Origin of the sequence: Arthrobacter sp. R-11 (assembly GCF_049913155.1) — a bacterium.
Taxonomy (GTDB): Bacteria; Actinomycetota; Actinomycetes; order Actinomycetales; family Micrococcaceae; genus Arthrobacter.
The window spans coordinates 1,467,723-1,480,441 of sequence record NZ_CP183979.1 but is presented as its reverse complement, the minus strand read 5'-3'; the positions used below and the strand labels follow the sequence as shown (position 1 = coordinate 1,480,441).

The 12,719-nt window shown below is 67.8% G+C and carries 11 protein-coding genes; 3 read left to right on the top strand and 8 right to left on the bottom strand.

Annotation, left to right across the window (positions count from 1 at the left end; all coding sequences use genetic code 11):
* Positions 1-57: 57 nt before the first annotated feature.
* From dnaG to ACN9M4_RS06475, 7 genes are all read right to left on the bottom strand, one after another.
* Positions 58-1,974 (bottom strand): DNA primase, encoded by a 1,917-nt coding sequence (gene dnaG / locus ACN9M4_RS06505; protein ID WP_426302732.1) that lies wholly within the window; start codon positions 1,972-1,974, stop codon positions 58-60.
* A gap of 49 nt (positions 1,975-2,023) precedes the next feature.
* Positions 2,024-3,334 carry a deoxyguanosinetriphosphate triphosphohydrolase gene (locus ACN9M4_RS06500; protein WP_426302731.1) on the bottom strand — a complete coding sequence of 437 codons (1,311 nt, stop codon included), beginning with the start codon at positions 3,332-3,334 and terminating at the stop codon, positions 2,024-2,026.
* Positions 3,335-3,374: 40 nt separating this feature from the next.
* Positions 3,375-4,556: a tRNA dihydrouridine synthase DusB gene (gene dusB, locus ACN9M4_RS06495; RefSeq protein ID WP_426302730.1), complete on the bottom strand. Its 1,182-nt coding sequence runs from the start codon at positions 4,554-4,556 to the stop codon at positions 3,375-3,377.
* A 44-nt stretch (positions 4,557-4,600) separates the two neighbouring features.
* Positions 4,601-6,055: a YibE/F family protein gene (locus ACN9M4_RS06490; RefSeq protein WP_426302729.1), complete on the bottom strand. Its 1,455-nt coding sequence runs from the start codon at positions 6,053-6,055 to the stop codon at positions 4,601-4,603.
* Between the two features lie 102 nt (positions 6,056-6,157).
* Complete coding sequence (locus tag ACN9M4_RS06485; RefSeq protein ID WP_426302728.1) at positions 6,158-7,120, bottom strand: GNAT family N-acetyltransferase; 963 nt, start codon at positions 7,118-7,120, stop codon at positions 6,158-6,160.
* Positions 7,121-7,122: 2 nt separating this feature from the next.
* Positions 7,123-8,508 (bottom strand): glycine--tRNA ligase, encoded by a 1,386-nt coding sequence (locus tag ACN9M4_RS06480; RefSeq protein ID WP_426302727.1) that lies wholly within the window; start codon positions 8,506-8,508, stop codon positions 7,123-7,125.
* 98 nt (positions 8,509-8,606) lie between these two features.
* Entirely contained in the window at positions 8,607-9,665 is a 1,059-nt protein-coding gene (locus tag ACN9M4_RS06475; RefSeq protein ID WP_426302726.1) for a DMT family transporter, read from the bottom strand.
* A 32-nt stretch (positions 9,666-9,697) separates the two neighbouring features.
* On the opposite strand from ACN9M4_RS06475, the gene ACN9M4_RS06470 reads away from it, so the two are divergent.
* Positions 9,698-9,925, top strand: a complete 228-nt coding sequence (locus ACN9M4_RS06470) for an RNA-binding S4 domain-containing protein (protein WP_426302725.1) — start codon at positions 9,698-9,700, stop codon at positions 9,923-9,925.
* 8 nt (positions 9,926-9,933) lie between these two features.
* Here the strand turns inward: ACN9M4_RS06470 and ACN9M4_RS06465 are convergent, their stop codons facing one another.
* The gene (locus tag ACN9M4_RS06465) at positions 9,934-10,587 is read right to left on the bottom strand and encodes an alpha/beta hydrolase (RefSeq protein ID WP_426302724.1); all 654 of its coding nucleotides are present in this window, start codon (positions 10,585-10,587) and stop codon (positions 9,934-9,936) included.
* A gap of 93 nt (positions 10,588-10,680) precedes the next feature.
* Here ACN9M4_RS06465 and ACN9M4_RS06460 point away from each other — a divergent pair, with 93 nt between their 5' ends.
* Together ACN9M4_RS06460 and ACN9M4_RS06455 are read left to right on the top strand one after the other, a co-directional pair.
* Positions 10,681-11,499, top strand: a complete 819-nt coding sequence (locus tag ACN9M4_RS06460; RefSeq protein WP_426303415.1) for an SGNH/GDSL hydrolase family protein — start codon at positions 10,681-10,683, stop codon at positions 11,497-11,499.
* 43 nt (positions 11,500-11,542) lie between these two features.
* The gene (locus tag ACN9M4_RS06455) at positions 11,543-12,718 is read left to right on the top strand and encodes a winged helix DNA-binding domain-containing protein (RefSeq protein WP_426302723.1); all 1,176 of its coding nucleotides are present in this window, start codon (positions 11,543-11,545) and stop codon (positions 12,716-12,718) included.
* Position 12,719: the final 1 nt, after the last annotated feature.

Below are 12,719 nucleotides of genomic sequence, written 5' to 3'. Positions count from 1 at the left end.
TTAGCAAACGCCCGCCGGGAAACGAAATCGAGCCCCGGAAGCCGCCCGTGAACGGCCTCATTCTGCCCGGAGCGCCCTGCGCTGCATCTCGAGTTCCATGAGTTCGCGGTTGAGCTGCTGGAATTCCTCCGGGTTGGCGGCGGCGTCCAGCCGCTGCAGGCGGCCCATCTTGTCCGCCTTGACGCGGGTGATCTGCAGTTCGAAGAGGCGGGCCAGGATGTCGCGGCAATAGCGCTGCATGGCTTCGGGGGTGCTGGCCGGCAGTGGCACCACGGCGAGTTCGGACACCAGGCCGCGCAGGGGCTCGGGCATCTCCTGCCGGACAGCTTCCACCCAGGCCACCGGATCGCCCGCACGGGCCAGCCCCGCGGCCCGGATGGCGTCGTGCACGGCGGCGTACGCGGGCGTGGCGAAGCGGGACATCTCGAAGCGGTCCCAGGCCGGACCCGCCAGCACGGAGGGATCCTGGAGCACGACCTCGAGCGCCTGGCGTTCCATCGCCGCCACGGGATCCCTCGGGTCCGGGCGGTGGAACGCTGCCCCGGGGCCCGACGGCGGCATGGCGGCTCCCGCGGGGGCGCCCGCCTCCTGCGGGGCACCGCTCCCGTGTGCACCGCCCGAGCCGCCTTGGGCGGCCTGCGCGGCTGCCCGCTTCTGCGCGCCACTGACGGCCCGGCTGACGTCGTCGATGGGCATGCCCAGCCAGCCGGCCAGTTCGCGGACGTACGCCGGGCGCAGGCCGGAATCACGGATCTGGGCGACGACGGGAGCGGCCTCGCGCAAGGCGGCAATGCGGCCCTCCACCGTGTCCAGGTCGTGCCGTTTCAGGGAAGCCCGGATGGCGAACTCGAACAGCGGCCGGCGGCTGCCGATAAGTTCCCGCACCGCCGCATCGCCGCGGAGCTGGCGGAGATCACAGGGATCCGCGCCGGTGGGTTCCACCGCCACATAGGTTTGGGCGACGAAGCGCTGGTCCTCCTCAAAGGCGCGCAATGCCGCCTTCTGGCCCGCGGCGTCGCCGTCGAAGGTGAAGATGACCTCTCCCCCGCTGCCGTCGTCCGAGAGCAGGCGCCGGGCGATCTTGATGTGGTCGGCACCGAAAGCGGTGCCGCAGGTAGCCACCGCCGTGCCCACGCCCGACAGATGGCAGGCCATCACGTCCGTGTAGCCCTCGACGACCACCAGCTGGCGGTCCTTGGCGATGTTCCGCTTGGCGAGGTCGATCCCGTAGAGCACCTGGGACTTCTTGTAGAGCGTGGTCTCCGGCGTGTTCAGGTACTTGGGACCCTGGTCGTCCTCGTAGAGCTTGCGGGCACCGAAGCCGATGGTGTCTCCCGCGATGTCACGGATGGGCCAGATGAGCCGGCCGCGGAAACGGTCGTAGATGCCGCGGTTGCCTTCGGAGAACATGCCGGTGAGCTTCAGCTCGGCATCCGTGAAGCCGCGTCCGCGCAGGTGCTTGAGCAGCGAATCCCAGCCCTGCGGGGCGTAGCCGACGCCGAATTGTTCCGCGGCCGCGCGGTCGAAGCCGCGGCCGTGCAGGAAGTTCCGGCCCTCTGCCGCACCCGGGGTCAGGAGCTGCGACCGGAAGAATTCATCGGCGATCTTGTGGGCGTCCAGCAAGCGCTGGCGCTTGCCGACTTCCTCGCGGCTGGGCCCGGAGCCGCCGTCCTCGTAGCGGAGTTCGTAGCCGATGCGGGCCGCGAGCTTCTCCACGGCCTCGTGGAAGGAACTGTGGTCCATTTTCTGGACGAAGGAGATGACGTCCCCGTCCTCGCCGCAGCCGAAGCAGTGGTAGCGGCCCACCTGGGGCCGGACGGTGAAGGAGGGCGAACGCTCGTCGTGGAAGGGACACAGGCCCTTGTATGTTCCGAGGCCGGCACCCTTGAGGGTCACGTAGCCGTCGACGACTTCCTTGATATCCGTGCGCTGGCGTACCTCGTCGATATCTTCACGTTTGATCAGCCCAGCCACTGGACCATCCTAGCCGCTGGGCAAGCCGCGGGCGTGCCCAGCGGGGACCTCACCAGAGCGACGGCAGGCTGCCCACCAGGCGCTCGTACATCGCCAGCGCGGAGGCGTCCGTCAGGGAGGCCACCTGGTCGACGACGACCCGGAGCCGGGCACCGTCGTCGACGGCGTCACGCCAGTCCGCGGCGAACATCGGCTCCAGGTGCCGGTCGCCGGTGGCGCTAAGCACGCCCACCAGGGCGTGCAGGACCTCACGCTGCCGCTCGTAGACCGGCTGGCGGTGGTCCGTGGAGATCACGAAGGTGGTGGCCAGGCCCTTCATCACGGCGATCTCCGTGACGGTTTCCTCCGGGACCATCAGCTCGGCGCTGAAGCGGGTGAGCCGATCCGGGCCGAAGTGGAGCCGGGTGGTTTCCAGGGCGCTCTGGCAGAAGCGTCCGATCAGCTGGCTGGTCATGTTCTTCAGGGCCGCCATCGACTTGCGGCTGCCGTCTGCTTCCCGGACCCAGACGCTGGTGGCTTCGAGGCGGGCCAGGGCCGCGTCGATCTCGGCGGGCTCGTTGTGGGGCAGGTACCACTGGCGGGTGTAACCCACCACGCGCGCCCGGTGGTCCGGGTTGTCCAGCCACTTCAGCTGGAAGTGGCCGGCGACGATCGCGTCCTCAACGTCGTGCACCGAGTAGGAGATGTCATCGGCCAAGTCCATGACCTGCGCTTCGATGCAGGAGCGGTTGCCCGGGGCGCCCTCGCGTAGCCAGGCGAAGATGGGCAGATCGTCCTCGTAGGCGCCGAACTTGCTGGTGCGGTGCCCGTGGATTACCGGGGCGTCCGCGGCGGACCAGGGGTATTTCGACGCCGCGTCCAGGCTGGCGCGCGTCAGGTTCAGTCCGGCGGGTTCGCCGCCGGGGGTGAGGACCTTGGGCTCGAGGCGGGTCAGCAGGCGCAGGGTCTGGGCATTGCCCTCGAAGCCGCCGATGGCGTGGGCCAGCTCGTTGAGGGCGGACTCGCCGTTGTGGCCGAACGGCGGGTGGCCGAGGTCGTGGCTGAGGCAGGCGGTGTCCACGACGTCGGGATCGCAGCCCAGGGCCCGGCCGAGCTCGCGTCCTACCTGGGCGACCTCAAGACTGTGGGTCAGCCGGGTGCGCACGAAGTCGTCGGTGTCCGGAGCGACCACCTGGGTCTTGGCCCCGAGCCGGCGCAACGCCGAAGAGTGCAGCACCCGGGCACGGTCCCGCTCGAAATCCGAACGGTAGTTGCTCTTCCTGGGTTCCTGGACCCAGCGGGTGGAGTCGGCCTCGCTGTAGCCCGGGATGGCCGGAACTGAATCGCTCCGGCTGGCGGCGGACAATGCTTCGGTTCCCATGTGGCCTAGTCTTCCATGCCGGGGCTTGGGTGAATGACGCCTAGCCGCCGGAAACGTCCAGTTCTGCCGCCGAAATGTCGCGGCTTTGTTCCTCGTTCAGGGCCCGGCTGAGCAGCCAGTCCTTGGGCAGGGCCGGCTTCTTGGGCGATCCCGCACGGCCGCGCGGCCCTTCGGAATCCTCGCCGGGGTACGGCAGGTCCATGTCCAGTTCGTCCAGCAGTCCGCGCAGCACCTCCAGGGTGGGCACCGTGGCCAGCTTGGCGCGCAGTTCCCCGCCCACCACATAGCCCTTGAAGTACCAGGCCATGTGCTTGCGGATTTCGCGCAGGGCCTTGTATTCGTCGCCGCCGAAGGTTTCGACCATCAGCTCGGCGTGCCGGTAGACACCCTCTGCCACCTGGCGCAGGCCCGGACGGTGGCGCTGTTCGCTGCCTTCGAACGCGGCCTGGAGGTCGCCGAACAGCCACGGCCGGCCCTGGCAGCCACGGCCCACCACCACACCGTCGATGCCGGTTTCCCGGACCATGCGGACGGCGTCCTCGGCGGACCAGATGTCGCCGTTGCCGAGCACCGGGATGTCCGGCAGGGCTTCGCGCAGCCGGGCGATCGAGGACCAGTCGGCCTGGCCGGAGTAGAACTGCGCCGCGGTGCGGCCATGGAGCGCGACGGCGGCAACGCCGGAATCGCGGGCGATCCGGCCGGCGTCGAGGTACGTCAGGTGGTCCTCGTCGATGCCTTTGCGCATCTTGATGGTCAGCGGGATGTTCCCCTTGGACGCTTCCTTGACGGCGGTCTGCACGATCGCGGTAAACAGGTCGATCTTCCACGGCAGCGCCGAACCGCCGCCGCGCCGGGTGACCTTCGGGACCGGGCAGCCGAAGTTGAGGTCGATGTGGTCGGCACGGTCTTCCTCGACCAGCATGCGCACGGCGGCCCCGACTGTCACAGGGTCCACGCCGTAGAGCTGTACCGAGCGGACTTTTTCGTCGTCGTCGTGCGAAATGATGCGCAGCGACTCAGGCGTCCGCTCCACCAGGGCGCGCGAGGTGACCATCTCCGCAACGTAGAGTCCGCCGCCGTATTCGCGGCACAGCCGGCGGAACGCCGAGTTCGTGATGCCGGCCATGGGGGCCAGGATCACGGGGGTGTCCACGGTGATGTTGCCCAGCTGCAGGGGCGGCAGCTCGAGCTTCGGCGAAGGAGGGGTTGCTACAACAGTCACCTATCCATTGTGCCAAAGCCGGGCAAATCAGCCCCGGCAGTCGCCTAACTGCCCTGGCGGCGGCTTACCGCATCGCGGCGCTCAGCGTCCCGGCGGGCGCGGCGGGTTTCGACGACGGCGGCCAGTTCCCCGGTGTCGAGCGAGGCGTAGCCTTCCACCGCAGTCGGCGAGCTTTCCAGCTCGCGGACCCGGCCGGCGTCGGCGTCCTCCGCAGCTGTGCTGCCTGCCGCTCCGGCGCCCGCAGGCACGGAACCACGGCGCGGACCGGTGGCTTTGACAACCAGCACGGCGATCAATGTGGTGACCGGGATCGCGAGGACAAGGCCGATGGAACCGACCAGGGTCCGCACCACTTCCTCGGACAGTTCCGCGCTGGTGAGGGTGTCCAGCAACGGCCGGTCGTAGAGCATCACGATGATCAGGATCGGCAGGGCGGCCCCGGCGTAGGCGAACGCGATCGTGTACACGGTGGAGGCGATGTGGTCCCGCCCGATCCGCATGGCGGAGCTGAAGAGCTTGCGGGCCGTGGTCTCCGGGGCCAGTTCGTAGAGTTCCCACACTGCCGAGGACTGGGTGATGGTGACGTCGTTGAGCACACCGAGGCCGGAAATGATGAGTCCGCACAGGATGATGCCGGAGATCGAGATCCGGTCCGACATGTTCACCAGCGTGGCGGCATCATGGTTGCCCACTCCGGCCAGGTTCGCGGCACTGGTTGCCCAGGCCGCGAGCAACGCGGTGATGCCCAGGCCGAAGATCGTGCCCAGAAGCGCTGTCGAAGTCCGGGCCGAGAAGCCGTGCGCGAAATACAGCACGCCGATCATGATGGCCGTGGAGCCCACCAGTGCCACGAGCAGCGGCGGCTTGCCGTCCACCAGGCCAGGGAGCATGAAGCCGACCAGCACCACGTAGGCACCCACCAGGCCGAGCAGGGCGCGGAAGCCCCGCCAGCGCGCGACGGCGATCACCACCACGGCGTACAGCACGGCCAGCAGCGCGATCGGCATGGTCCGGACGAAATCCACGAAAACGTAGGCAGGCGAGCCGGTCCCGGCGGCCTGCACCTGGGAGAGGTTCAGGTAACGGATCTCGTCGCCGGCCTTGACCCCGTGGCTCTTGGCGACGTCAGGGTTGATCACAACTTTGACGGGGCTGCCGCCGGCGTCGGGCTGCGTCATCGCGAAGGTGCAATTGGAGCCGTCCTGCCCGCCCTGCTGGCCGGCCGGGGGAATTTCGGCGCCGGTGTTGGCCTGGCTGCAGCTTTCCTGGAGGACGGACTGGATCCTTCCGGTGTCGAAGGTGACCCCGGGCGCCGCCTGGTACGGACTGGCGAGGGTGAGGCCCTCCTTGCTGCCGGACGGCCACAGAAGCAGCATGGCCACCACGGTGAGCACGCCAAGCGGCACCAGAACCGCTGCGAGCAGCCAGTTGGCCCGCTTGCGTGCCTGGAGTGACTCGGCCGTAACCTCGGCGGGGTTGTGTGCGTGTCCGTGACCCATTGCCTTCTTTCCCCATCCCTTGGCCCAACTGGCTGGCATTTGTGGTCGTTTTGAGGGCTCAAAACGACCACAAATGCGAGCTAGTTGGGCTCCACCGAAAAATCAGTCGCTGACGACCTGTGTGTCCGCGCCCTCGACGTGCGCCTTGCCTTGGGCCAGGAGCGGGTCCAGGACCCCGCGCAGGGCGGCCATGGCGTCGTCCACTTCGAGCAGCACGGGATGCTGGTAGGCGATCAGGGCCAGCAGCTCCCCTACCGCCTGCGCGGCATCGCCGGCGTCCAGCGCCGGTTCGTGGCCGAGGAAGACCTCCGAGGCGTCGTCGGCATTGCCCGTGGCATAACTGACGGCGAACGCCCGGATCTTGCCCTTGCGGCTGGCGGGTACCCCGGTGCCGAAGGCGCTGGCCTTCGGCGCGCGCAGTACCACGGCGCCGTGGGCGCCGCTGAGATCGTCCAGGAACATCCGCTGCACGGTGGGAATCCCCAGCTCGCCCGGGTTGTCCCAGTGGTGCACGGCCGTGTAGTAGCGGCCGACGACGTCGCTCAGTTCCACCGAACCGGTGGCCAGGTCTTCGACCTGTTCGGAGGCCGCTTCTTCCGAGCCGTCGCCGAAGACCGGGAGCTTCAGCGCCTCGGGGTGGACCACCACCAGCTGCGAACGCTGGATCGGGGCGAGTCCGGCCCACGCGGCGAAGGCGGCACCGGGGGTGCCGGGCTCCACCTTGCTGCGCAGCTTCGAAACGCCCGACGGCGCCAGCTCGGCTTCGCGGCGCAGCATGGTCAGCAGCGTGGCGCCGATGCCGTTGCGGCGGTGGTCCTTGGCGACCTCGATGTAGGCCCACAGCCGCTCCGGGTGGAGGGAGGCTTCGTGGACGACGGCGGCCGCCACCGGGATGGCGACGCCGTCCACAACATCTTCGGCCACGATGCACCGGCGCCACGGAGCGTTGCTGGATGGCGCCAGGGCGGCACGGAACTGCTGGGCCGGAAGGGTTTCGGGTCCGCCCCAGATTTCCAGGAGCGCGAGGTCGTCGCCCTCGCGCCATTCCCTGTATTCGACCGCCACCCTCAGGCGCCGATCAGCCGTGCTGCCAGGTAGCCTTCCACCTTGTCCAGGGACACGCGTTCCTGGCTCATGGTGTCGCGTTCGCGGATGGTCACAGCCTGGTCATCGAGGGTGTCGAAGTCCACAGTGATGCAGAACGGGGTGCCGATCTCGTCCTGGCGGCGGTAGCGGCGGCCGATGGCGCCGGCGTCGTCGAAGTCGATGTTCCAGTTCTTGCGCAGCTGGGTGCCCAGTTCCTTCGCCTTGGGCGAGAGGTCCTCGTTGCGGCTCAGCGGGAGCACGGCGGCCTTCACGGGCGCCAGACGGGGATCCAGCTTCAACACCGTGCGCACGTCCACGCCGCCCTTGGCATTGGGGGCCTCGTCCTCGGTGTAGGCGTCGATCAGGAACGCCATGAAGGAACGGGTCAGGCCGGCCGCGGGTTCGATCACGTACGGGATGTAGCGCTCGTTGGTGGCCTGGTTGAAGTAGCTCAGGTCCTGGCCGGAAGCCTTGGAGTGGGTGGAGAGGTCGAAATCCGTGCGGTTGGCGATGCCTTCGAGCTCGCCCCATTCGGAGCCCTGGAAGCCGAAGCGGTATTCGATGTCCGTGGTGCCCTTGGAGTAATGGCTGAGCTTCTCCAGCGGGTGCTCGAAGAAGCGCAGGTTCTCCTCGCGGATGCCCAGGCCCGTGTACCAGGCCATGCGCTCCTTCATCCAGTATTGGTGCCACTCTTCATCCGTGCCGGGCTCGACGAAGAATTCCATCTCCATCTGCTCGAATTCGCGGGTGCGGAAGATGAAGTTGCCCGGGGTGATCTCGTTCCGGAAGGACTTGCCGATCTGGCCGATGCCGAACGGCGGCTTCTTCCGGGAGGTGGTGAGCACGTTGCTGAAGTTCACGAAGATGCCCTGCGCGGTTTCCGGGCGCAGGTAGTGCAGGCCTTCTTCGCTGGCGACGGGGCCCAGGAAAGTCTTGAGCAGGCCGGAGAACTCCTGCGGTTCGGTCCACTGGCCGCGGGTGCCGCAGTTGGCGCAGGCGATGTCGGCCAGGCCGTTTTCGGCGGGGCGGCCCTTCTTTTCCTCGTACTCTTCCTCGAGGTGGTCTGCCCGGTAGCGCTTGTGGCAGGAGAGGCACTCGACCAGCGGATCGGAGAAGACCTCCACGTGGCCGGAAGCTTCCCAGACCTGCTTGGGCAGGATCACGGAGGAATCCAGGCCCACCACGTCTTCGCGGCCGCGGACCATGGACTGCCACCACTGGCGCTTGATGTTTTCCTTCAGCTCCGCGCCGAGGGGGCCGTAGTCCCAGGCAGAACGCGAGCCACCATAGATTTCACCGGCCTGGAAGACAAAGCCCCTTCGCTTGGAGAGGGAAATGACCTGGTCGAGGACGGATTTTGCTGCCATGGGTGACTCCAATGATCTACAGGGCCGCTGGGTGCGGTCCGCGCTGGTGCGCAGTTGAAGACTGCGCGAAGGAAAGCTGGGCAGGAATGCTGCCTGTCCTAGCCTACCGGCCTTTGGCCCCCGCCCTGCCGTGGCCCGCCTCCGCGCCCGGCCAGACTGCCCTTGGCTGGCCGGCGGGAAGAGAGCGCACCCTTCGGCCAAGGCAAGGTGGCGACGATGATGGCAAACAACGTGAGCAACGTGCCCAGGAGCGTGGGCAGGGCAACCACGGTTCCAGGAGCCGGCAGGGCCAGGTCAAGCGCGAGCGATCCGAGCAGCTGGCCCGCAATCATTCCCAACCCCGTTACCAGGACACCGAGGCTGCGGACCAGCAAAGCAGCCAGGCCGATAAAGACGCAGCCTATGGGCCCGCCCACGTAGTACCACCATTCAGCGGGCAGGGCGTAGCCGGGACCAAGCAGCGACACTTTGATGAGCCAGGCGCACCAGAGGAGGACCGTCCCGGCAAGGAAATTCACCAGGGTGGCGGCGACGGGACTGCCGTAGTGCACAGTTGCCGTACCATTCATCGCTTGCTGGAAACTCATGAGGCAACCCGCCACAACCGGCAACAGGATCGGGAGAAGCAAAGAGCCGGCGTCGGCGGCGGCGCCGAAGCGCGGCGAGACAGCCCAGGCTACCGCGGCAATCGTCAGGATGCTTCCCAAGATCCTGACCCCTGTGATGGAACGCTTCCCGCCGGGCGCAATCCCCAGCCGGTCCACCAGTAGTCCGCTTAGGGTCTGGCCCGTAATCACGGCTACCGTGAACAGCGCGACGCCAAGCAGGCCAATGGTGAACGTTTGGGCAATCACGTAGAGGGCGCCGATCCCGCCGGCCACCACATAGAACCGCGGAAAGCTGCGCTCCTTGACGGCAGGCACTATCCGGCGCAATCCAGCGCGGCCCTTCGGCAGAGCAAGGCCGATCACGGCGATCAGTACCAGCCCGGTAGTGAAGCTTACGACGGCGGCCGCGACGCCGTCGTCGAGCCTGGCCCCCAGCGCAGTGTTGATCCGGCCTTGGACCGGCAGCAGGATACCGTTGGCCACCGCAAGCAGCAGGCCGGTCGGCAACGGCATGGAGGTCCGGAGCACGGGGCGGGACGACTGCGGCATTTTCACCACCTTACTTCAGGCATCATTGCTGTATGAGCAACCCCGAAATCGACGATGTACCCATCCGCGACGAAATGATCCGCCTGGGCCAGCTGCTGAAGCTCGCCAATCTCGTGGAGGACGGCGTGGAGGCCACTGAGCTGATCAAGAACGGTCTGGTGAAGGTCAACGGGGACATCGAGGAACGCCGCGGCCGCCAGCTGCACGCTGGAGACACCGTGACGGTGAACGGCCAGACCGTGAGGATTGTCGCCTCTTAATGCCAACGCTAATTGGCAGTGAGCACCTTGTGGGTGAGGAATTCGCCCACATGCCCGATTTCCTGCTGGTTGATGCCGTGCCACATCCCGGTGTACAGCACCTTGGTGGGGTCCGTGTGCTTGCGCACCCAGCCCATGGTGAATTCGATCTTGTCAGGCGTGATCACCGGGTCCTGCTGGTCGCGGCCCCAGAACAGCGGGACCGTGCCGTCCAGTTCGGCGTCCCGGAAGGCGGCGTCAGCACCGGCGTCGACGGCGAATCCGGAAAGCCCGACGACGGCGGCAAAGTCCGCGGGACGCCGCCGGAGCATCGAGGTGGCCATGGCCATGCCCATGGAGAATCCGAGCAGGGTCACTGAAGGGTGGTCCTGCTTGACGGTGTCGAGCCAGGCGAGGGCGTAGTCGGCCGCAAGCTTGACGGCGTCGAGCGAGTAGTCGATGGAGGCCGTAAGCGGGAACCAGGTGAAGCCCGGACCCATCGGGATGGGGGCACGCAGGGAAGCAACGACAAATTCCTCCGGAAGCAGCCCAGCCAGGCTGAAGAGGTCCGCCTCGTTGGAGCCATAGCCGTGCAGCAGCACCAGCAGCGGCTTGCCGGCCCGCTCCCCTTCCTCGTGCGACCACAGGACAACAGGGGCAGGGAAGGCAGCTGCTTGACTCATGGGTCTATTCTTACAGTTACCCACGAGTAACAAGTTACCGTCGCGTAGCTATGCATCAAGAGGCAGGACAACAACGTGAGTGCCACTGATCCCATGGCCCACCCCGCCGTGGACGAACCGAACCATCCCTGGAGCCGCTATGTGGCCCTGGGGGACTCCTTCACCGAGGGCATCGGCGACCCCGAACCCGGCAGCCCGGGCGGCCACCGTGGCTGGGCGGACCGGGTGGCCGAGGAACTGAGCCGCGGGCACGGTGACTTCGCGTACGCGAACCTGGCGATCCGCGGCCGGCTGCTGCAGCAGATCCTCGACGAACAACTCGTGCCGTGCCTGGCCCTCAAGCCCGACCTCATTTCGATCAGCGCGGGCGGCAACGACCTCATCCGGCCTGGCGGGGATCCGGACGCGCTGGCCGAGAAGCTGGACGGCGCCGTCGGGCGGTTGAGCTCGAACGGTGCCACAGTGGTGCTCTTCAACGGCCCCGACACCGGGTCCACCGTCCTGGGCCGCATCCGCGGCAAAGTTGCCATCTACAACGAGAACCTCCGCACGGTGGCGGCCCGCCACGACGCCGTGGTGGCCGACATGTGGTCCCTGCGCGAACTTGCCGACCCGCGGATGTGGGACGAGGACCGACTGCATTTCTCGCCCCTTGGCCACCACACCATCGCCACGATGGTGCTCGATGCGCTCAACGTGCCGCACAAGCTGGAGCCGTACACCCCGAAGCCGCTGCCGCTGCGCAGCTGGCGGGAAGCGCGCAGCGGGGACCTCGTCTGGGCGCGCGAATACCTTGTGCCGTGGGTGATCCGGCGGATCCGCCACCAGTCCTCCGGCGACGGGATCTCCCCCAAGCGCCCGACGCCGGGCCCCGTCTTCGGGCCTGCGGACGCGGCGCTGCCGCGGAACTGACGGTCCTGTGGACTTGGGCGGCAGCATGGACTCCCGCGGCAGCATGGACTGGCTTATCGACAGCAGGCTCAGGCGGCAGCAGCTGCGGCCGCCCAGGGCGGGCGGCATTGAGGACGCCCTGAAGAACCTGCTTGCCGTCCAGTCCCAGGAGTTTGCCTACGCCCGCTGGTCGCTTGCGCAGCGCTGCGGAAACGGCGCAGCCGACGGCGTCGGAGGACTTGCCGCCCGGGTGGAAGAGGCCGTTGCCGACGGCACGGTCCTGCGGACGCATGTCCTGCGGCCCACCTGGCACTTCGTGCACCGCGACGATCTGGACTGGCTCATGGAGTTGTCCGCTCCGCGCCTCCACCAGGGGAACAAGGGCATGTACCGGCAAACGGGCGTGGACGCCGAAGCTGCTGCCCGAAGCGCGGACATCCTGGCCGCCGCGGTTGCCGGCGGCGCCCACAAGACCCGTGAGGAACTGGCAACGGTGCTCGGAAATGCGGGCTTCCCCGACAAAGGGCTGGGCTTCATCTATCTGCTGATGCATGCGGAGATCAACCGGGTCCTGGTCAGCGGGGCGCCGGTGCGCTCGGCAGGTGGAGCCCTGAAGCAGACGTACGCCTCGTTTCCGGAACGGGCCCAGCAGGATCCGTCCGTGGGGAACGGCGCCTCCGGGGCGGCCGGGCGGCGGGAGGCCTCCCTGGGGCAGCTCGCGCTCCGGTACTTCAGGAGCCGCGGGCCTGCAACGGTGAACGACTGTGCCGCGTGGTCCGGCTTGACGAGGGGCGAGGTGCGGGAGGGCCTGCGCCTGGCCGCGGAAGTCTCGCCGGGCGCCCTTGCCTCATTCAACAGGGATGGAATGGACTTCCATCTTGCGGCCGAGGAGCTCGACGCCGCGGCCTCCGCCGCGTTCGCCGGACGATCACCCACCTCCGGCCCGGACGCGCCGAAGATCGACCTGATCCAGTGCTACGACGAGTATGTGATGGGCTATTCGCAGACCCGGAACCACCTTGGTGGAACGGCTCCCTACTTCGGATCGGCAGGATCGCCCGTTCATGTGGTCCTGCTGGACGGAAGGCTGGCGGGCTGGTGGCGGCACGATGTTTCGGGCGGTGAATGCCGGCTCGATGTCAGGATGGACCGGCCGTTGGACGCGGACCGGAACGCCGCCCTCGAGGCCGAGGCCGCGCGGTACGGCGCGTTCCTCGGGATGCCGGTGAAGCTCATCTGAC